Source organism: Duganella kummerowiae, from assembly GCF_053572355.1.
The window spans coordinates 42136-61330 of the sequence record NZ_JBKFEH010000013.1 but is presented as its reverse complement, the minus strand read 5'-3'; the positions used below and the strand labels follow the sequence as shown (position 1 = coordinate 61330).

Genomic DNA, 19195 nt, shown 5'->3' with positions numbered 1-19195 from the left:
TCCCCATCGTCTAGAGGCCTAGGACATCACCCTTTCACGGTGAGTACCGGGGTTCGAATCCCCGTGGGGACGCCAGCGATGGCAATATCTGTAGTTTCTGCGCCCGGGGGGTATAGCTCAGCTGGGAGAGCGCTTGCATGGCATGCAAGAGGTCAGCGGTTCGATCCCGCTTACCTCCACCAATCGCGCAGAACACACACATTCCTGTATAGAGACAGGTTCTCATTGTTAGTGGCGACGTGATCGTGTTACGATCTGCGCTATCGGGCCGGAGTGCGTTGCGCGCTTCAGGGCAGATTTCTGTCCCCATCGTCTAGAGGCCTAGGACATCACCCTTTCACGGTGAGTACCGGGGTTCGAATCCCCGTGGGGACGCCAAACAAGCAAAAAGCCGCTCACTAGCGGCTTTTTTGCCATTCAGAGCCAGCTTTCATGCCCCTTACCCTTACCTTGTTTTGCCGGGTGGTCGACAACTACGGCGACATCGGCATCTGCTGGCGTTTCGCGCGCCAGCTGCACCATGAGCACGGCGTGGCCGTGGAACTGTGGGTGGACGACCTGCCCAGTTTTCGCCGCATCTGCCCGCAGGTGGACGTGGCCGCCGGCTGGCAGCAGGTCGATGGCGTCGCGGTGCGCCACTGGACCGGCCAGGACGGCGAATTCAGCGCCGATCAAATCCCCGATATCGTGATCGAATTCTTCGGCTGCGAGCTGCCGCCCGGCTACGTGGCGGCCATGGCGCAGCGCACGCCGCGCCCGGTGTGGCTGAACCTGGAGGGCTTGACTGCCGAGGAATGGGTGGAGGGCTGCCACCGCCTGCCGTCCTCGCATCCGCGCCTGCCGCTGACCAAGCATTTCTTCTTCCCCGGCTTTACGGCCCAGACTGGCGGCCTGCTGTGCGAAGCGGGACTGGACGCGGCGCGCGCCGCCTTCCAGGCCGATGCGGCGGCGCGCGCCGCCTTCCTGTCCGTCCTGGGCGTGACGCCAGCGGAACAGCAGGCGCTGCTGGTGTCCTTGTTCTGCTATCCGCACGCACCCGCCGCCGCGCTGTTCTCGGCCTGGGAGCAGGGCGCGGCGCCGGTGGCCTGCCTGGTCCCGGAAGGTGTCGCCGCCGATGCGGTGCAGGCCTTCCTGGGCGCCCCGCCTGTGGCCGGCGCCGCCGCCACCCGGGGCGCGCTTACCGTGCGCGTGCTGCCCTTCGTGCCCCAGCCCGACTACGACCGCCTGCTGTGGGCCTGCGGCCTGAACTTCGTGCGTGGTGAGGATTCCTTCGTGCGCGCCCAGTGGGCTGGCCGGCCCTTCGTATGGCACATCTATCCGCAGGACGAAAACCTGCACCACAAGAAGCTGCGCGCCTTCCTGCAGCGCTACGCCATGGACTTCCCGGCGCTGTCCGCCTTCAGCCTGGCCTGGAACGCGGTGACGCCCGAGCCCGACTGGAGCGCCCTGTGGGCAGCTTTCCAGGCCGAGCGCGAGGCGCTGGGCGCCCATGCGCACCAATGGCAGGCGCAAATGAACCAAATCGGCGACATGGGCACCAATTTGCTGCAATTTGCCCATGGCTTGCGTACGGCAGCAACGGAAACTGCGCTATAATGCGCGGTTACGGCAACCTCCTTTTAACGTAGAGTATCTATGAAACCTGCAAAAGAAATTCGTGTTGGCAACATCATCATGGTTGACGCCAAGCCCTTCATCGTGCTGCGCTCGGACGTGAACGGCTCCAGCCGCACGGGCTTCACCTACAAATGGAAGATGAAAAATCTTCTGACCAACGCCCCGCTGGAAAACGTGTTCCGCGGCGACGACAAATTCGACGTGGTGGTGCTGGACAAGAAGCCGGTGACCTACTCCTACTTCGCCGACCCGCTGTACGTCTTCATGGATGAAGAGTACAACCAGTACGAAATCGAAGAAGAAAACCTGGGCGACGCCCTGAACTACCTGAAAGACGGCATGGAATGCGAAGCCGTGTTCTACGATGGCAAAGCCATTTCCGTGGAACTGCCGACCATCATCGCCCGCCAGGTGGTGTACTCCGAGCCTGCCGTCAAGGGCAACACCTCGGGCAACGTGCTGAAAGAAGCCAAGATCGAGAACGCCATCGAGTCCAAGCAGCACATCGTGCAAGTGCCGCTGTTCGTGGCCACCGACGACATCATCGAGATCGACACCCGCACCAACGAATACAAGCGCGTGGTCCGCAACTAATCCTTGCCTCCCGCCTTCCCGGAAAAGCACGCCCAGGCGTGCTTTTTTGTTGTCTTCTCTTCGTCGGAACCCGGTGTCAGATCTGCCATCAGTACATGAGCTCGCTTTCAAATGGCAGCCTCATGTGCGAATGGCAGATCTGACACCGGGGTGGGATGTTGGGCGCCATTCATTCAGGTAGTGCTGCGGGGTACGGCCCAGGATGCGGCGGAACATGGCGGTGAAGGCACTGGGGCTGGCGTAGCCCAGCGCGGCGGCGATGCTGCCCACGCTGTCGCCGCGTTCCAGGCGCAGGAAGGCGTCCGCCAGGTGCACCTGCTGCAGCCATTGGCGGTAGTGCAGCCCGGTTTCCCTGGTGAACAGCCGCATCAGGGTGCGCGCGCTGGCGCCGACCGTGTCGGCCCAGTCCTGGATGCCGCGCGGACTGCCGGGATCATCCAGGATGGCGCTGCACACCGCCACCAAACGCCGGTCGCGCGGCCAGGGTATCACCAGCGGCACCGTTTCGGCCGCCGCCAGTTCCGACATGATCAACGCCGCCAGGTGGCCGCCCCGGCCCTCGACCGGATACTCGATGGGCTCTTCCATCAGCGCCAGGATCAGCTCGCGCAGCAGCGGCGACACCTCGATCACCTTGCCGCGCGGCCCCCATACCGGCGCCGCCGCCCCGGCCTCGATATACAGGCTGCGCATGCTGACCTTGCCCAGTGTGGCGACCTCGTGCTCCACCTCCGGCGGTATCAGCAGGGCGCGCCGGGGCGGCAGCAGCCACATGCCGAACTCGGTGCGTACCCGTATCACGCCCTCGGCGGCATAGATGAGCTGGGCGCGTTCGTGGCTGTGGCGGGCGATTTCCGCCCCATGTTCGTATTCGCGCGGCATGGCCGCCACCGTGCGGCGGATATGCTGGTAGTCGCGCGCATCCTGGCTGCGTTCTGGCGCCGGCGGCGGGCGGTCATGGGGAGGGCGGGGCAGTCCGGACATTGTCACTTTCTCGATGAAACATGGAATCTCTGCGCAGGCACACAATACTACACTGCTGGCAGTCCCAACTGCGGAGTAAACCATGACCCCACCCACCACTTCCTTGTCCGCCGCCAGTCCTGCTCCCGCCACCCGCTCACAGCCCGGCCAGGCCGTGATGCAGATACTCGGCGCGGTCGCCTTCGTGCACCTGCTGAACGACATGATCCAGGCCATGCTGCCCTCGATCTACCCCATGCTCAAGGCGGAATTCGGCCTCAGCTTCACCCAGGTCGGCCTGATTACGCTGACCTTCCAGTGTACCGCCTCGCTGCTGCAGCCCTGGATAGGCCTGGTCACGGACCGCCGCCCCTTGCCCATGCTGTTGCCGGCCGGCATGGCCGCCACCCTGGCCGGCGTGCTGCTCTTGTCCGTGGTCCACAGCTTCGGCATGCTGCTGCTGTCGGCGGCCCTGATCGGGGTCGGATCCTCCACCTTCCACCCGGAAGCCTCGCGGGTGGCGCGCGCCGCCTCGGGCGGGCGCTACGGCTTTGCCCAATCCCTGTTCCAGGTGGGCGGCAACGTGGGATCGGCCTTCGGTCCGCTGCTGGCGGCCGCCGTCATCATCGGCCGCGGCCAGGGCCAGATCGCCTGGTTCGCGCTGGCCGCGCTGCTGGCGATCGCGGTGCTGGCGCGCGTCAGCCGCTGGCATGCCCGGCACTTGTCCGGCCCGCGCAAGGCGGCGGCGCACGCCGGCCACGGCCTGCCGCCCGGCCGCGTGGCTGCGGCGCTGGCGGTGCTGGCCTTGCTGGTGTTCTCCAAGTACATCTACATGTCCAGCCTGAGCAGTTATTACACCTTCTACCTGATCGACAAGTTCGGTGTCGGCGTGCACAGCGCCCAGTTGTACCTGTTCCTGTTCCTGGCGGCAGTGGCGGCCGGCACCTTCATGGGCGGCCCGATCGGCGACCGCATCGGCCGCAAGCAGGTGATCTGGGTCTCCATCCTGGGCGCCGCGCCGTTCACGCTGCTGCTGCCCTATGTGGACCTGTTCTGGACCGCCGTGCTGAGCGTGGTGATCGGCTTGGTGATGTCGTCGGCGTTTTCCGCCATCGTGGTGTTTGCCCAGGAGCTCGTGCCCGGCAAGGTCGGCATGATCGCGGGGATCTTCTTTGGCCTGATGTTCGGCGTCAGCGGCATCGGCGCCGCGGCCATGGGCCATATCGCCGACGTGGCCGGCATCCGCACCGTGTACCAGCTGTGCTCCTACCTGCCGCTGCTGGGCGTGCTGACCGTGCTGCTGCCGCGCATGGATAGCGGCAAGCGCTGATCAGCGCGGCACGCGGACGGCGGCCAGCAAGCCGCCGTCCGGCAGGTTGGCCAGGGTCAGCGCGCCGCCCTGGCGCAGGATGGCTTCGCGGGCGATGGACAAGCCCAGCCCGGCGCCTCCGGTCGCCTTGTTGCGCGAGGATTCGATACGGTAGAAGGGCTCGAACACGGCCTCCAGCTGGTGCTCCGGTATGCCGGGGCCGCGGTCGCGGATCTGGATGCGCAGCCAGCCTTCCTCCTCGGCCAGCTCGATGTCGGCCGCGCCGCCGTAGCGCAGCGCGTTCTCGATCAGGTTGGACAGGGCGCGCCGCAGCGCCCCCTGCTGCACCTGCAGCGGCGCGGCTTTTCCCGCCAGGCGCACTTCCAGCCCCTGTTCCTGGTAATCGTCCACCATGGATTCCAGCAGCGCCTGGACGTCCAGCCGCACCGGCGTCTCGCCGCGCGCTTCGCCGCGCAGGTAGTCCAGGGTGGCGTCCAGCATCTGGCGCATCTCCTCCACATCCTCGCGCAGCTGGTCGCGCGCGCCATCGGCCGGAAGGCGTTCGACCCGCAGCCGGATGCGCGTCAGCGGTGTGCGCAGGTCGTGCGACACCGCCGCCAGGAAGCGCGCCCGCGCCGCGATTTGCTCGCGCAGGCGCGCCTGCATGCGGTTGAAGGCGCGCGCCGCGCTGCGCGCCTCCTGGCTGCCGGTTTCGGCCAGCGGCGCGCGGTCGACATTGTCGCCCAGCTCGCTGGCGGCCCGCGCCAGCTGCTGGATGGGCCGCGCCACCAGCCGCGCCACCGCCAGCGCCATCACGGCCCAGGACAGGAATTCGACCCCGGCGATGGTCCAGATGCCGCCCGGCGGCGGCCGCTGTCCCGGCCAGGTATGGAACACCAGCACCATCAGCACGAAGGTGACGGCGTGGCTCAGCACCATGGCCGCCAGCACCAGCGCCAGCAGGCGGGCGTACAGGGTATTGAACCTGTCCATGCTAGCGCTCCACCTGCGCTTCCAGGATATAGCCTTCGCCGCGCACGGTGCGCACCAGGCGCGGCTCCCGGGGATCTTCCTCCAGCTTCTGGCGCAGGCGCGAGACCAGCAGGTCGATGCTGCGGTCGAAGGCTTCCATGGCGCGCCCGCGCGCGGCGTCCAGCAGCTGGTCGCGGTTGAGCACCTGGCGTGGCTTTTCCAGGAAGGCCCACAGCAGGCGGAATTCGCCGTTCGACAGCGGGATCACCACGTCCTTGGGAGAGGTCAACTGGCGGGTCGAGCGGTGCAGGCGCCAGCCGTCGAAGCGCACTTCATCGCCGTTGCCGATCGAGGCGGAGCGTGGGCGCTCGTCGCCGTGGGCCCGGCGCAGGATGGCGCGCACCCGCGCCACCAGCTCGCGCGGATCGAAGGGCTTGACCACGTAGTCGTCGGCGCCCATTTCCAGGCACATGACTTTGTCCGGGGCCTCGCCGCGCGCGGTCAGCATCAGGATGGGGATGTCGCTGCCGTCGCGCAGGCGGCGGCACAGCGACAGGCCGTCCTCGCCGGGCAGCATGAGGTCGAGGATGACGATATCGAACTGGCGCGCCTCGATGGCGGCGCGCATGGCGCAGCCGTCGGCGACGGCGGTGCACGCGATGTGGTAATCGCCCATGTAGTCGGTGAGCAGCTTGCCGAGTTCGGGATCGTCATCGACGATCAGGGCCTGGATGGTGTTGGACATTGTTGCGCAGTGCGTGGCATGGGCCGGACCGGCTATTCTACCGGTCCGGTGCGCACCGCTTTATGTCGTCTTTGTATCAGTCTGCCGGGCTGCCGGGTCAGGCGGCGGTCTGCAGGCTGCCAAAGGACTGGCTTTCGAAGGACGCGGCGGCCTGCTGGTAAGCCTGCTGCGCGGCCTGGGTCTTCTGCTCGTAGGCCAGGCGTTCTTTCTCGCTGACGCTACCGTCCTCGTTGGTATCGGCCGCCTCGTAGGTCTTGCTGGCGCTGCTGCTGGCGGTGGTGCCGGTAGCGCTGGCGCCAGCGCCAGTCTCGCCGCCGGCTGAAGCCCCACTGGCGCCGCCCTGGCTGTCGGCCTGGTCCGCAGCGGCGGCGCCGCTTGCCGCCACCGCGCTATCGACGCGCGACTGGTCGAATTGCGCATGCAGCTGTTCGCCCAGCTTTTTGGCGCCGTCGGTGAATTCTTCCTTGGTGATCTTGCCGTCGCCGCTGGTGTCCAGCGTTTTCAGGACCTCGCCGGCGCTGGGGCCCTTGCCGTCCTGCGACGGCGACGCCTGCTCCAGATCGGCCGCGTCGATATAGCCCTTGTTGCCGGTATCGAGCTTGCTGAAGGCTTCCGATGGATCGGGGCGCTTGCCGCCCTGGACCGGATACGCCGCCGTGCTGGCGGAACTGATGCCGCTGATGGAACCTGCCATGATGTACTCCCGTGGTTGAGCCTATATTTGCCGCTGCCTTGGCGCGGCGCCTGACTCATTTACGGCATGCAGGGACAAAACTGTGTCGCAGCTTTGTCTCAACCCTGTATCAAGCTTGATACACAAATCATTCGATCTCGACGAAGCGCATCTTGAAGTTGCGGCCCTTGAAGCTGCCGAAGTCGGCCCCGGCGCGGCTGCCGGCCGCCAGGCGCGCGAAGGCGTCGTAGGCCACGCGGCGGTCCAGCGCCACATAGGTCTGGAATTCGAACACATTGATCTTGCCGACCTGCTCCTTGGTCAGGCCGCCGTCGCCGGTCAGGGCGCCCAGCACGTCGCCGGGACGCAGCTTGTCCTTCTTGCCGGCCAGGATGCACAGGGTCAGCATGGGCGCGGGATCGCCCGCGTGCTCGTCGTCATCGAGGTCGTTGATGTCGAACCATTCGACTGCGATGCCCTGATATTCCTCGATCAGCTTGACCCATTTGCGCTCGCCGAACGAGGCCAGCGACAGCGCCAGGCCCTGCTCGTCGCCGCGCCCGGTGCGGCCGATGCGGTGGATGTGCACCTCGGCGTCGCGCGACACGTCGACATTGATCACGGCTTCCAGGTTGGCGATGTCCAGTCCGCGCGCGGCCACGTCGGTGGCCACCAGCACGGTGGCGCTGCGGTTGGCGAACAGCACCAGGATTTCGTCGCGCTCGCGCTGTTCCAGTTCGCCGTACAGGGCCAGCGCGGTGAAGCCCTCGGCGCGCAGCGCTTCCACCAGTTCGCGGCAGTGCACCTTGGTGTTGCAGAAGGCAATCGCCGACGCCGGTTTGTAATGCTTGAGCAGCTTGCCGACGGCGGCGTCGCGCTGCTCGTTCTCGATCTCGAAGAAGTGCTGCTCGATCTTGGTGTTGTCGTGCTGCGATTCCACCGTGACTTCGACCGGATCGGCCAGGAAGGCGTCGGTGGCGACGCGGATATCGTCCGGATAGGTGGCCGAGAACAGCAGGGTCTGGCGGCGCTTGGGACAGGCGCTGACGATGCCCGCGATTTCGTCGTAGAAGCCCATGTCGGTCATGCGGTCGGCCTCGTCCAGCACCAGGGTCTGCACGGTGGACAGGTCCAGGGTCTGGCGGCCCAGGTGGTCGCGCACCCGGCCCGGGGTGCCGACCACGATGTGGGCGCCATGCTCCAGCGAGGCGATTTGCGGGCGCATGGGCGATCCGCCGGTCAGCACCAGGATCTTGACGTTGCCGACCCCGCGCGCCAGCCGGCGCAGTTCATTGGCCACCTGGTCGGCCAGCTCGCGCGTGGGGCATAGCACCAGGCCCTGGATCGCGAACCAGGCCGGGTTGATCTTGCTCAGTATGCCGATGCCGAAGGCGGCGGTCTTGCCGCTGCCGGTCTTGGCCTGGGCGATCAGGTCGCGCCCCTGCAGCACCGAGGGCAGGCTTTGCGCCTGGATGGGCGTCATCTGCGTGTAGCCCAGGACATCGAGGTTGGCGAGGAATTCTGGCGTCAGCGGCAGGCTGTCAAAGGTATGGGAGCTCATGGGCGGGGGAATAAGGTGGGGGCGATGCGCACAGTCTAGCAGTCTGTGGCCGGGCTGCGCGCGGGGTGTGGTACGGGTGAGACTGGACGAAGCTCAGTCCCGGCGCCAGACCGGCAGGCCGGTGATGTCGAGGTTCTCGTCGCGCTGCCAGATGGGCAGGCCGGTGGTGTCGGTCGGTTCCAGCAGTTCCATCTGCACCTGCTTGATGGCCGCACGGCGCGCGCGCGGCGGCGGCGGGCGCTTGGGCTCCGGCTCCAGCGGCGCGGCCGGCGCAAAGCCGGGCAGGTCGAAGGTCGCGTTGTCTTTTTTGTCTCTCATTTCTCTGCGCGACGCTTGCGCGCCCTACAAAACAAAAGCCCGGCTGTATCAGTCGGGCTCCGTGGATTAAAGCAGGCCGCAGTGTATCACAAAGCCCTGCGGCCGTGTCGGGATTAGCGGAAGCTCAGGGCCCCGGTCAGGTCGCCCGGCGGCAGCGCGTTGCGGGCCGCGAAGGCTTCGTTGCGTAGCTTCAGGCCTTCCAGCAGCGGCAGGTCGTGCAGGCGCGTGATGAAGCGCATGATGGAGGTGGTGTCGTAGAAGGTGTGGTCGACCTGTCCCTGCTTGGCGAACGGCGACACCACGATGGCCGGGATGCGCGAGCCCGGGCCCCAGCGGTCGCCCTTGGGCGGCGCCACGTGGTCCCACCAGCCGCCGTTCTCGTCGAAGGTGATCACCACCAGCATGTTGCTCCACTGCGGCGACTTCTTCAGGTGCTCGACGACGTTGGCCACGTGGGCGTCGCCGGATTCCACGTCCGAGTAGCCGGCGTGCAGGTTGAGGTTCCCTTGCGGCTTGTAGAAGGTCACCGCAGGCAGCTTGCCGGCCACCGCGTCAGCCAGGAATTTGTTCGAGATCGGGCTGTCGCCCAGGCCGCCGTCGCGCAGGTGCTCGGTCCGTTCGGCGCTGCCGGGCGCGAAACTCTTGAAGTAGTTGAAGGGCTGATGGTGGTACTGGAAGTTGGGCTTCTCGCCGCCGCCGCGCGCGTCCAGGGCGGCCTGCCAGGCGCCGCCATACCAGGCCCAGCTCACTTTTTTACGCGACAGCAGGTCGCCGATGGTGTCGTAGGTCTGGGGCGGCAGGGTGGCGGCGTCCTTGGGATCGGCGTGCAGCGGATCGCCGTCGTAGGCCGGCCTGATGTAGCTGGGCTGGTAGGGCGGGGCCATGGTGTTGACCGCATAGCCGTCCGGCGTGATGGCGCCATCGTTGACGAAGTGCGGGCGGCCGTCCAGCGCCGAGGCCGGGCTGTCCTTGGCCACGGCCAGGCGGTAGCCGGTGGGGCCGTCCTCCAGCACCGCGATCTTTTTCTTGGCCGCGGTGTCCTTGGCGTTGAAGTATTCCGGCGTGCGGCCCGAGATCAGGAACTGGTGGTTGAGGTAGGAGCCGCCGAAGGCCGCCATGAAGAAGTTGTCGCACAGGGTGAACTGCTCGGCGATCTTCCACATGCCCAGGTTCTTGTTCGATTCGCCGTAATAGCCCATCACCATGCCACCGGTGTTGCCCCAGGCGGCGAAGCCATCGTTCTTGCCGCCGTTGATCTGCATCTGGTTGTGATAGAACAGATGCCACAGGTCGCGCGTGATGACGGCTTCCGGCAGCGGCTTGCCATCCTTGTCGGCCAGCTTGAAGGGGGCGTTGGGCAAGTCCTGGATATCGTCTTCCTTGATGATGTACTGCTTGCCGCCGATGTTCTGGCTGTTCGGCACCATGCCGCCCCAGATCTTGGGCAGCTTGGGCAGCACCGAACCGTCGCGGTCCTTCTGGGCGGCGGCGCTGGCCGGCACGGCCGACAGCGGCGACTGGGTGCCGGGGAAATTGGCGAACAGGTTGTTGAAGCTGCGGTTTTCCAGGTAGATCACGACCACGGTCTTGATGTTGGCCTTGAGCTTGGCGTCCAGCGAGCTGCCGGCGGCGACCTTCTTGCCGGGCGCGGCCTCGGCCACCCGGGGCAGGGTGGCGGCCACGCCGGCGGCGGTGGCGGCCTGGAAGATGCGGCGGCGCGCGGGATTGGCCGGCAAGTCCTGGTTGATGGCCGGGTCGCCGGCTGGCTGCTGTTGATCCTTCACGCGCTTCTCCTCTGCAATGGTTTCAGGCAAAGGCCGATTGTGACATCTTGCCGCTCATGTGAAAAGCGGGGTGGATGAAAATTCCGGGCGGCGGTCTGAACGCAGACCGTGCCGCAAAACAAAAAGCCGCTGATTCCTGATGAGAATCAACGGCTTGCGTATCTGGTTGCGGGGACAGGATTTGAACCTGTGACCTTCGGGTTATGAGCCCGACGAGCTGCCAGACTGCTCCACCCCGCGTCTGAGGCACGTATTATATACAGCTTTGCCGCATTCCGCAAGGACGGCTGAGATCAACCCGCCGCGCCCAGGCGCCAAAGAGACGTCACCTCGGCCGCACGCGCCGCGTGCAGGGGATCGCTGGCGTCGGCCGCCTTGCCGTGCAGCGGCTTGACGTCCTGCCGGCCCAGCACCTTCAGTCCGGCGGCTTCTATCCAGCCCAGCAGCTGTTCGCGCGGGCGCAGGCCCAGGTGCTCGGCCAGGTCGGACAAGACCAGCCAGCCCTCGCCGCCGGGCGACAGGTGGGCCGCCAGCCCGTCCAGGAAGCCGCGCAGCATGCGGCTGTCCGGGTCATACACGGCGTATTCGATGGCGGAACTGGGCCGCGCCGGCACCCAGGGCGGATTGCACACCACCAGCGGCGCGCGGCCCTCGGGGAACAGGTCGGCCTTGATGACCTCGACCTGGTCGTCCAGCCCCAGGCGCGCCATGTTCTCGCGCGCGCAGCCCAGGGCGCGCTGGTCCTGGTCGGTGGCGGTCACGCGCAGGCCGCGCCGCGCCAGCACCGCCGACAACACGCCGGTGCCGACGCCGATATCGAAGGCCTCTTTGGCGCCCTTGGGCAGCGGCGTATCGGCCACCAGCTGCACATACTCGCCGCGCACCGGCGAGAACACCCCGTACCAGGGATGGATGCGGGCGCCCAGCGCCGCGATCTCGACCCCGGTGCGGCGCCATTCATGGGCCCCGATCAATCCCAGCAGTTCGCGCAGCGAGGCCACGAACGCGTGTTCGCCACGTCCGTAGGCCTCGTTGCAAGCCAGCTTGACGTCCGGCGCGCGCCGCAGCGGGATGCTGTAATCGGCCTCGAACGGGATCAGCAGCATGGCCAGGGTGCGGGCCCGCTGTGATTGCGCCTGGCGGTGCAGGTGGAAGGCTTCGGTGGGCGTGGCCGGCGCCTTGGCGGGTTTGGTCTTGCGGGCGCCCTTGCCGTGCTTGTGGTCGGCGCGGCGCGCCAGCGCCTGCAGCAGCTGCCGCGCATTCTGGAAGTCGCCGCGCCACAGCAGGGCCGTGCCTTCGCAGGCCAGGCGGTAGGCCTGGTCGGCATTGGTGCGGTCGTCGGCGATGAGGACCCGCTTGGGCGGCGGCAGGCCGCTCTCGGAACGCCAGCGGGCCGTGTGCTGGGCGCCGTTTTCCTCCCACTGGATGAGCGGGAAGTCGGCGGTGGTGGTTTCTGGCATGGCGTGTGTGTTCGGCAGTGGAAGTAATGACAACGCCGCCGGTGCGCAGGCATCCGGCGGCGTGTTCGGTGATGCGCCTATTATACTGGGCTGATGACCCCGGGGAAGGCCACCCTCGCGGGCAGGCCGCGACGCAGGCACGCGGCCTGCCCCTTGGCACCCCTGCTGCGCGGCGTCAGGAAGCGGCGGGGGGCTGGCCGCCATTGGCGGCCTGGCCGGCCTGGGCTGCCGGCGCGGTGCCGCTAACGGTGGTGCTTTCCACCGGCGCCGCCGCGACCGCGCCGGCCGGACCGCCGGGCGTGACGCCATAGGCATCGTTGACCGCCTTGGACTGGTCGGCGGCAGGCGCCTCGTAGGTATCCTTGTCCTTGCTGTCGACCAGGTTGAGCAGGCGCAGCGACAGGTTGCGCAGGGCGCCGCGGTCCAAGCTGTTGCCATCCGTAGTGCCGCCTTGCCGGTCCGAGACGATGGATTGCAGATCGCGCCCGATCAGCTTGAACAGGTCCGACAGCGTGCCCGGGAAGTCGATGTTCGGCACCTGCACGGTGGGCAGGTCGTTGGTTGATACCGGCTTGCCGCTGGCTGCATCGCCGGCTCCATCCAGCGCATCGGAGCCGCTGCTGGTCTGGGCCGCGCCGGCCGTCAGCTCGTAGCTGTATTTGACTTCGATCTCGAAGTCGAACTTGCGGCCGTCGGCGGTGGTAATGGTGCCCTTGCCGATGAAGTGGGAGCTGTCGGCGAGGCGGAAGGCGGCGGCGTCGGTCACGCCGCTGGCGTCCTCGCTGTGCAGGGCGCCTATGCCGAAGCTCGATTGCGCCTCCAGGCTGGCCGAGTCGAAATCGATATTGGCGCCGTCGCCGAACAGGTTCTGGGCGAAGCTGTTCATCAGGCTCTGGGCGTAATCGATGGTGTCGTTGCCCACCGACTCCAGGCGCTGCTGCAGGTCCAGCGCGCCGCTGGACAGCGAGGTGGGCGTGGACGACACGCTGCCCTGCGCCTGGCGCGTGGCGGCTGCCGTGTTCTTGCCGTCGTCCTGCGCCGCCGTATTGTTCAGCAGCGAGTTGGGCAGGTAGCGGTTGGCGAGGGATGAAATGCTAGACATGGCGGTTCCGTTCATTATCACTACTGCAGGCAGCTTAGCAAGCTACAACGGCATCCGCGCCGGATACTTGAGCCGCAATGCTTAATGGTGATGGTGCCAGTCGCCGATCGGAGACGCCAGGTAGGACTGGACGGCGTCCGCCTGGCCGGTGGCGTGGCGCTTGATCTCGCCGCACTTGCAGATGCCCTGGTAGGGCTGGATGTGCGAGCAGGCCGAGACTTTCTGCAACTGGAGCTGGAGCGGCTTGCCGCAGCCGTCGCATTTAAAGGTCAGGAAACGTGGTGCTTTGGACATGATTTCAAACGATGTAAAACCCAAAACCCGATTTTAACATTCACGCGTAGATGTCGAGCACGGGCGGCACCAGCGGTGCGGTGTTGTAGGCTTGCCGCAGCCGGCCGCCGTCCACGGACTGGCGCTGGCGTTCGGCCAGTTCGGCGCGGGCCTGCTGTTCCATCTGCTGGGCCTGGGCAGCGACGGCGCGGTCGGCGTCCGAGGGCTGGGCCGGGGCCAGGGCGGCGGCCTGCATTGCGCGCGCCCGTTCCACTGTTTCCTCCGGCGTGGCGCCGGGCGAGGTATCGATCTGCACTTCGCCGCCGACGGCGTAATTGACGCCGTTCGGGCCGCGCTGGTAGGTGTAGGTGGGGCCGGACAGCGCCAGGCCGCCGGCCGCCGCCATGTGGGCCTGTTCGTGCTGGCGCACTTCCGTATCGCGCGACTTGAGCTTGTCCAGCAGGACCAGGTCGTCCCGGGACAGTGCGGTGTCTGCGGCGGCCTGGCGCGCCGGCGTGGCCGGTTGCGCGGCCGCGGCGTACCCCGATGCCGATGGAATGGCGGCGATGCTCATGGTGGCTGAATGATAGCAAATTTATAGCATTTGCTTGCAGTCAGTCAGCCGGATGGTGTGGTTCTTACTGCACGCTGACCGTGCTGCGGCCCCCGGCCGAGGGCTGGACCAGGATCTTGGTGGCGATACGCTCCGTCATTTCCTGCACGTGCGAGATCACGCCGACCTTGCGGCCCATCGATTGCAGGCCGTCCAGCGCATCCATGGCCACGCGCAGGGTGTCGGCATCCAGGCTGCCGAAGCCTTCGTCGATGAACAGCGACTCCACCTTGACCCGGTTGGACGACAGCGACGCCAGGCCCAGGGCCAGGGCCAGCGACACCAGGAAGGATTCGCCGCCGGACAGCGAGTGCACCGAGCGCATTTCGTTACCCATGTCCTGGTCGCGCACCAGCAGGGCCAGCGATGGATTCGAGGGGTGGACGATGCGCTCCAGCCGGTAGCGCCGCGCCAGCTGCGCCAGGTGTGCGTTGGCGTAGCCGAGCAGCACGTCCAGTGTGTACTGCTGGGCGTAGTTGCGGAATTTCTTGCCATCGGCCGAACCGATCAAGTCGCTCATGCGCGCCCAGCGCTGCTCGATGGCTTCCTGGCGCGCGATCTCGGCCAGCATGGCGCTGGCGCGCTGGCGCTTGGCGTCGTCCTGGGCCAGCGCCAGGCGCAGGGCCGTTGCCTGGTCATGTGCCGCGCGGCGTTCGGAGGCCAAGGCGTTCAGTGCGTGTGCCAGGCGGGCCAGGGCGGCGGACGAGGACTCGGCCGCCGGCGGCGCGGACCGGCCTTCGGCCTCTCCATCCTGGCTGGCCGCTGCGGCGTCCGATGGCTGGTCGCGGCCCGGCAGGCTGGTGTCACCGGCGGCTTGCCCGCTTGCGGGCGCTGCGGCCTGGGCGCCGGGAGCGCTGGATGGCGGCGCGGCGGCGCGGTGCTGCTCCAGCTGGCGCTGGCGCTCCGCCAGCACGGTGGCGGCGCTGGCGGCGGCGCGTTCCAGCGCCTGCAGCGCGGCGCGCTCGGCGTCCACGTCCTCCTGCGGACGCAGGAGCAGTTCGCGCAGGTGCGCCATGTCGCGCAGGCCGGCGACGGGCTGGCGCTGCTGAAAGTCTTCCAGCCAGTCCGCCAGCCGCTGCGCCGCCGTGTGCGCAGCCTGGTGCAGGGTTTGCTGGCGGGAGTGGGCCTGCACCAGCGCTTCCTCGGCGCGGGCGCGGCGCTGGGCCGCGTCCTGGCCCGCCAGCTGCGACTGCTCCAGCTGCGAGCGCGCCGCCGCGATGGCGCCATCCAGCGCCGCCTCCACGTTGCGCACCTCCTTGCCGCCCCATAGCTGCATGCGCTGTTCCTGGGCGGCGGCCAGGGCCTGGTCGGCCGCCGTGTATGCGGCCTGCACAGACTGGCCATCGTGCACGGTCCTGGACCAGGCCTCTTCCAGCGCCTTGAGTTCGATGGCGATGGCGGCCAACTGCTGGGCGCGCTCGTCGTGGCCGCTGCGCTGCGCCGTCCACTGGCGGCTCTCGGCCTGGCGCGCCTCGTAGAAGCGCGCCGGTCCGGTGCGCCAATCCTCTTTCCACTCATCGGACGGCAGGTCGGAGCCGCTGAAGGCCGGGTCCAGGTCGGACAGCAGGGCGCCCAGCTGCAGCGCCACCTCGATGCGCTGCCCGTCCAGCGCCGTGTGCTCGGCCTCGGCCTGGGCCAGCGCGGTGCGGGCCTGCGCCGCCACCTCCTGCAGGCGCGCATGTTCGGCCGCGACCCGGTCACAGGCCTGCTGCGCCTGATCGCGCGCCGCCTGGGCCGCGCGCAGCGCGTGCTCCTGCCGCTCCAGCTCCTGCAGCAGGGCGCGGGCCTCGGCCAGCTGCGATTCCAGCCATGCGCCGCGCTGTTCCGGCGGCGCCGATGCGGCCAGCGCGTGCCCGTCCCAGGCCTCCTGCAGACGCTGCAGCGCAGGCGCCTGCGCGCGCGCCTCGACCGCATTGGCGCCCAGCTGCTCCAGGCAGGATTGCATGGTGGCGCGCAGACCGGCCTGGCGTTCCACGTTCTGCTCCAGCTGGCGGCGGCAGCGCAGCACCTCGCCCTGCAAGCCCTGCAGCATGGCCTGCAGCGCGCCATCGTCGTGGCGGTAGGGATGCTCGGTGGCGCCGCACACGGGGCAGGGCGTGTGGTCTTCCAGCGCGGCGCGCAGGGTTTCCACATTTTCCGCGCAAGCCGCCTGCGCCAGCCGCAGCGAGCGCTCGGCCTGCTCGAAGGCCGCCATGATGAGGGGATTTTCCTGCTTGGCCTGCTCCAGCTGGGCTTCGGCGGCGGCGCGCGACTGCGACAACTGCGCCTCCTGCGCCGCCAGCTGGCGGCTGCGCGCCTGGCGCGCGTCCAGGTCCAGCCAGATCTTCTCGGCCCCGGCCAGCAGGTCGCGGCGCTGCTCCAGGGCGCGGCGCGATTGCTGCATCTGCTCCGGCGCGAACGAGGACAGGGTGCGTACCGCTTCCTGCCGGCGCGCTTCCAGCGCCTGCAGCTGCGCGGCGCTGGACTCCAGTTTATTGCGCGCCCCTGACTCCTCGTCGCGCAGGGCCTGGGCCCCGCGCTGCGTGCGCGCCAGGGCCAGCGACAACTTCTCGGCCTGCGCCGCCGCCTGCCCGGCCTGCATGAACAGCACTTCCCAGCGCGGCCACGATTGCGCCAGGGTTTGCCAGTGACGGTGCCGTTCCAGCCAGGCGGTGCTGGCGTCCTGGGTGGCGGCCAGCCTGCGCTGTTCCGACTGTTTTTCCTGCAAGGCGCCGCGTGCGGCCGCCTCTACCCGCTCGGCCTGCTCGCGCGCCGCGCTGGCCTGGCGGTGCGCCGGCAGCATGGCTTCGATGCGTGCGTCCAGCGCCTTGGCCTGGTCCAGCAGCGGCGCGCTGTCGCGGCGCGCCTGTTCGTCGCCCTGCAGGCGCTGGCCGGCCGCCTGCACCGCCAGCGCCGCATTGCGCTGCGCGGCTTCGGCCTGCTCCAGCGCGGCGGCGCCGGACGTCAGGGCGTGTTCGGCGGCGACGATCTCGGCCGCGATGCGTTCGATGTCGGCCGCCAGGGCGCGTGCCGGCTGCACCGCATCGCCCAGTTCCAGCGCGGCGCGGCGCGGCGCGGCCCGCTCCAGGTCCTGGCGCCGCGCCTGGCAGGCCGCCTGCGCCTGTTCGATGTCCGCCTCCAGTTTCTGGCTGTGCTGGTGCCAGCGCAGTTCCTGCTCCAGCAGCGTTTTCTGCTGGTCGAGCTGGCGCAACACGCCGTCGGCTGCCGCGCAATCGGCTTCCGCCTGCGCGCGCTGCGCGCCGCTGAGCGGCTTCTGGTCTGCCAGGCGGCCGTTCAGGCGCTGCAGTTCGGCCTGCTCCTTCCTGGCCCGCTCGTAGGCGCGCACCGAGATCTCGCTGTACACGGTGCTGCCGGTCAGCGTCTCCAGCAATTCGCCGCGCTCGTTGTCCTCGGCCTTGAGAAAAGCGGAAAACTCGTTCTGCGCCAGCAGCACGGCGCGCGTGAACTGTTCGAACGACAGGCCGATGCGCTTCTCGATCTCGGCCTTGACTTCGGTCTTGGTGGCGCCCACCGGTTGCAGCGCCGGCAGCACATGCAGGCTCATGGCGGTGGGCTGCAGCGCGCCCTCGGCGCGGGTGCGCGAACGGCGCACGCTCCAGCGGGCCCGGTAGCGGGCGCCGTCGCCGCCGACGAAATCGACTTCGGCATAGCCCTCGGCGGCGCCGCGCCGCAGCAGGTTGCGGGTGTCGCCGGTACTCACGGTGTCGCTGCCGACGTCGGGCAGGGCGCTGCGGCCGATGGCGCGCAAGAGACGCGGGGTGTCGTCGTACAACGCCAGGCACAGGGCGTCCAGCAGCGTGCTCTTGCCGGCCCCGGTCGGGCCGCTGATGGCGAACAGGCCGGACGAGGCCAGCGGCTCCTGCTCGAAGTCCACGCTGAATTCACCGGCCAGCGACGCCAGGTTCTTGCCACCTATTTTCAGTATCTTCATGGGGAATGCGGGACAGTGGTTCAGGCGCCGGGCAGCATCAGTTCGGCAAAGGCGGACAGCTGGTCGGGCGGCGCTTCGGCGCCGAATTTGTGCCGGTAGAGCTGGCGGAAGATATCGTCCGGTTTCAGGCGTGCCAGCTGGTCCAGCGTCATCACCTCCTGCTCCAGGGCGCCGGCGCGCGGTGCGCTGGACGTTTCTATCTTGGCCAGCCGTACCGGTTTGCCTTCCAGCGCCGCCTCGACGCGCGTGCGCAGGCCCGGTTCCGGCCCTTCCAGGCGTACCCGCACTTCCAGGAAGGGCTGCTGGTGGGCGTCCAGCAGCGGCAGCTCCAGCGCGGCCAGCTCCTCCAGCACCTGGGCCAGCGGCGCCGGGCGGGCCGGCACGCGCAGCAGTTCCACCGCGCGCGGCACCGGAATCGCCGCCACTTCCCTCAGCCGCTCGCCATCGAGATCGATGCGCAGCACCTGGTGCTGGTAGCCGGTTTCCGCGAACGACAGCGGGATCGGGCTGCCGCAATAGCGTATGTGCTGCTGCTGGCCGACCGCCTGCGCCAGGTGCAGATGGCCCAGGGCGGCGTAGGCGATGGCCGGGTCGAAGATCCCGGCCGGCAGCATCTCGGTGCCGCCGATCACGATGCGGCGCTCGGAATCCTGCGACATCTGTCCGCCCACCATGTGGCAATGGCCCATGGCGACGATGGCCTGGCCCGGTTCGCGCCGCGCCAGCGCCAGTTCCAGCGCCTGGCGGTACAGGGTGGCGATGCCGGCCAGGTAGGGATCGGGACCGCCATCCTCACCGCCGGCGGCGGTGCGCGGCACGTCGCCGGGGCGCAGGAAGGGCACGGCCAGGCACCAGGCCCGCACCGCGCCGTCGGCGCCATGCAGCGGCAGCACCAGCTGTTCCAGGTCGATCTCGCCATCGGCGCGGCGCTGGGCGCTGCCCACCACGCGGGTACCGTGCGCCTCCAGCAGCGGTCCGGGCGCTTCCAGCCGTCCCGGCGAATCGTGGTTGCCGGCGATGGCGACCAAATTCAGGTGCGGCGCCAGCTCGCGCGCCCGGCGCAGGAAGCTGTACAGCTGCTTCTGGGCGGCGGCGGAGGGGTTGGCGTTGTCGAAAATATCACCGGCGATCAGCAGTGCGTCGGCCCGTTCGGCCACGATGGTGTCCAGCAGCCAGTCCAGGAAGCGCTGGTGCTCGTAGTGACGCTCGAAATTATGCAGGGACAGGCCCAGGTGCCAGTCGGAGGTGTGCAGCAGACGCATGGAGGAAAAACCTGAAAC

General features: G+C 68.3%; 16 protein-coding genes and 3 tRNA genes. 5 read left to right on the top strand and 14 right to left on the bottom strand.

The features are described from left to right. The first annotated feature begins 106 nt into the window (after window positions 1-106). The 4 genes from ACLB1G_RS18195 to ACLB1G_RS18180 all read left to right on the top strand — a co-directional run bounded on the left by ACLB1G_RS18195 (window position 107) and on the right by ACLB1G_RS18180 (window position 2211). A tRNA-Ala gene (locus ACLB1G_RS18195) sits at window positions 107-182 on the top strand. Window positions 183-302: 120 nt separating this feature from the next. Beyond that, window positions 303-378, top strand: a tRNA-Glu gene (locus tag ACLB1G_RS18190). A 54-nt stretch (window positions 379-432) separates the two neighbouring features. Further along, window positions 433-1596, top strand: a complete 1164-nt coding sequence (earP, locus tag ACLB1G_RS18185; RefSeq protein WP_491628649.1) for an elongation factor P maturation arginine rhamnosyltransferase EarP — start codon at window positions 433-435, stop codon at window positions 1594-1596. A gap of 39 nt (window positions 1597-1635) precedes the next feature. After that, window positions 1636-2211, top strand: a complete 576-nt coding sequence (locus ACLB1G_RS18180; protein WP_491628648.1) for an elongation factor P — start codon at window positions 1636-1638, stop codon at window positions 2209-2211. Between the two features lie 120 nt (window positions 2212-2331). On the opposite strand, the gene ACLB1G_RS18175 is transcribed toward ACLB1G_RS18180, so the two are convergent. Continuing rightward, on the bottom strand, window positions 2332-3195 hold the full coding sequence (locus ACLB1G_RS18175) for an AraC family transcriptional regulator (RefSeq protein WP_491628647.1): 864 nt from the start codon (window positions 3193-3195) through the stop codon (window positions 2332-2334). 157 nt (window positions 3196-3352) lie between these two features. On the opposite strand from ACLB1G_RS18175, the gene ACLB1G_RS18170 reads away from it, so the two are divergent. Further along, on the top strand, window positions 3353-4504 hold the full coding sequence (locus ACLB1G_RS18170; protein ID WP_491628650.1) for an MFS transporter: 1152 nt from the start codon (window positions 3353-3355) through the stop codon (window positions 4502-4504). On the opposite strand, the gene ACLB1G_RS18165 is transcribed toward ACLB1G_RS18170, so the two are convergent. The 13 genes from ACLB1G_RS18165 to ACLB1G_RS18105 form a co-directional block, all read right to left on the bottom strand. Beyond that, window positions 4505-5476 (bottom strand): ATP-binding protein, encoded by a 972-nt coding sequence (locus ACLB1G_RS18165; RefSeq protein WP_491628646.1) that lies wholly within the window; start codon window positions 5474-5476, stop codon window positions 4505-4507. 1 nt (window position 5477) lies between these two features. Further along, the gene (locus tag ACLB1G_RS18160; RefSeq protein ID WP_491628645.1) at window positions 5478-6200 is read right to left on the bottom strand and encodes a response regulator; all 723 of its coding nucleotides are present in this window, start codon (window positions 6198-6200) and stop codon (window positions 5478-5480) included. 97 nt (window positions 6201-6297) lie between these two features. Continuing rightward, window positions 6298-6894: an EF-hand domain-containing protein gene (locus tag ACLB1G_RS18155; protein WP_491628644.1), complete on the bottom strand. Its 597-nt coding sequence runs from the start codon at window positions 6892-6894 to the stop codon at window positions 6298-6300. A 127-nt stretch (window positions 6895-7021) separates the two neighbouring features. Then, window positions 7022-8434, bottom strand: coding sequence for an ATP-dependent RNA helicase DbpA (gene dbpA / locus ACLB1G_RS18150; protein ID WP_491628643.1), 1413 nt, complete (start codon window positions 8432-8434; stop codon window positions 7022-7024). Between the two features lie 93 nt (window positions 8435-8527). After that, window positions 8528-8752, bottom strand: a complete 225-nt coding sequence (locus ACLB1G_RS18145; protein ID WP_491628642.1) for a hypothetical protein — start codon at window positions 8750-8752, stop codon at window positions 8528-8530. A gap of 113 nt (window positions 8753-8865) precedes the next feature. After that, a complete protein-coding gene (locus tag ACLB1G_RS18140; protein WP_491628641.1) occupies window positions 8866-10536 on the bottom strand; it encodes an acid phosphatase in 1671 nt (556 codons plus the stop codon). A 163-nt stretch (window positions 10537-10699) separates the two neighbouring features. Further along, window positions 10700-10776, bottom strand: a tRNA-Met gene (locus ACLB1G_RS18135). A gap of 53 nt (window positions 10777-10829) precedes the next feature. Beyond that, window positions 10830-11996 (bottom strand): methyltransferase, encoded by a 1167-nt coding sequence (locus ACLB1G_RS18130; protein ID WP_491628640.1) that lies wholly within the window; start codon window positions 11994-11996, stop codon window positions 10830-10832. A 175-nt stretch (window positions 11997-12171) separates the two neighbouring features. Beyond that, window positions 12172-13098, bottom strand: coding sequence for a hypothetical protein (locus ACLB1G_RS18125; RefSeq protein WP_491628639.1), 927 nt, complete (start codon window positions 13096-13098; stop codon window positions 12172-12174). Window positions 13099-13179: 81 nt separating this feature from the next. Then, the gene (locus ACLB1G_RS18120; protein ID WP_491628638.1) at window positions 13180-13392 is read right to left on the bottom strand and encodes a hypothetical protein; all 213 of its coding nucleotides are present in this window, start codon (window positions 13390-13392) and stop codon (window positions 13180-13182) included. A 40-nt stretch (window positions 13393-13432) separates the two neighbouring features. Then, window positions 13433-13945 carry a putative metalloprotease CJM1_0395 family protein gene (locus tag ACLB1G_RS18115; RefSeq protein WP_491628637.1) on the bottom strand — a complete coding sequence of 171 codons (513 nt, stop codon included), beginning with the start codon at window positions 13943-13945 and terminating at the stop codon, window positions 13433-13435. Between the two features lie 64 nt (window positions 13946-14009). Continuing rightward, a complete protein-coding gene (locus ACLB1G_RS18110) occupies window positions 14010-17915 on the bottom strand; it encodes an AAA family ATPase (protein ID WP_491628636.1) in 3906 nt (1301 codons plus the stop codon). A 20-nt stretch (window positions 17916-17935) separates the two neighbouring features. After that, the gene (locus ACLB1G_RS18105; RefSeq protein ID WP_491628635.1) at window positions 17936-19177 is read right to left on the bottom strand and encodes an exonuclease SbcCD subunit D C-terminal domain-containing protein; all 1242 of its coding nucleotides are present in this window, start codon (window positions 19175-19177) and stop codon (window positions 17936-17938) included. Between the last annotated feature and the right edge of the window lie 18 nt (window positions 19178-19195).

Bases quoted from the DNA above. Each gene is read 5' to 3' on its own strand.
- ACLB1G_RS18130 (WP_491628640.1), bottom strand. From the start codon at position 11,996: ATGCCAGAAACCACCACCGCCGACTTCCCGCTCATCCAGTGGGAGGAA.
- ACLB1G_RS18165 (WP_491628646.1), bottom strand. From the start codon at position 5,476: ATGGACAGGTTCAATACCCTGTACGCCCGCCTGCTGGCGCTGGTGCTG.
- ACLB1G_RS18180 (WP_491628648.1), top strand. From the start codon at position 1,636: ATGAAACCTGCAAAAGAAATTCGTGTTGGCAACATCATCATGGTTGAC.
- ACLB1G_RS18105 (WP_491628635.1), bottom strand. From the start codon at position 19,177: ATGCGTCTGCTGCACACCTCCGACTGGCACCTGGGCCTGTCCCTGCAT.
- ACLB1G_RS18125 (WP_491628639.1), bottom strand. From the start codon at position 13,098: ATGTCTAGCATTTCATCCCTCGCCAACCGCTACCTGCCCAACTCGCTG.
- ACLB1G_RS18170 (WP_491628650.1), top strand. From the start codon at position 3,353: ATGCAGATACTCGGCGCGGTCGCCTTCGTGCACCTGCTGAACGACATG.
- ACLB1G_RS18115 (WP_491628637.1), bottom strand. From the start codon at position 13,945: ATGAGCATCGCCGCCATTCCATCGGCATCGGGGTACGCCGCGGCCGCG.
- ACLB1G_RS18145 (WP_491628642.1), bottom strand. From the start codon at position 8,752: ATGAGAGACAAAAAAGACAACGCGACCTTCGACCTGCCCGGCTTTGCG.
- earP (WP_491628649.1), top strand. From the start codon at position 433: ATGCCCCTTACCCTTACCTTGTTTTGCCGGGTGGTCGACAACTACGGC.
- ACLB1G_RS18110 (WP_491628636.1), bottom strand. From the start codon at position 17,915: ATGAAGATACTGAAAATAGGTGGCAAGAACCTGGCGTCGCTGGCCGGT.
- dbpA (WP_491628643.1), bottom strand. From the start codon at position 8,434: ATGAGCTCCCATACCTTTGACAGCCTGCCGCTGACGCCAGAATTCCTC.
- ACLB1G_RS18160 (WP_491628645.1), bottom strand. From the start codon at position 6,200: ATGTCCAACACCATCCAGGCCCTGATCGTCGATGACGATCCCGAACTC.
- ACLB1G_RS18175 (WP_491628647.1), bottom strand. From the start codon at position 3,195: ATGTCCGGACTGCCCCGCCCTCCCCATGACCGCCCGCCGCCGGCGCCA.
- ACLB1G_RS18120 (WP_491628638.1), bottom strand. From the start codon at position 13,392: ATGTCCAAAGCACCACGTTTCCTGACCTTTAAATGCGACGGCTGCGGC.
- ACLB1G_RS18155 (WP_491628644.1), bottom strand. From the start codon at position 6,894: ATGGCAGGTTCCATCAGCGGCATCAGTTCCGCCAGCACGGCGGCGTAT.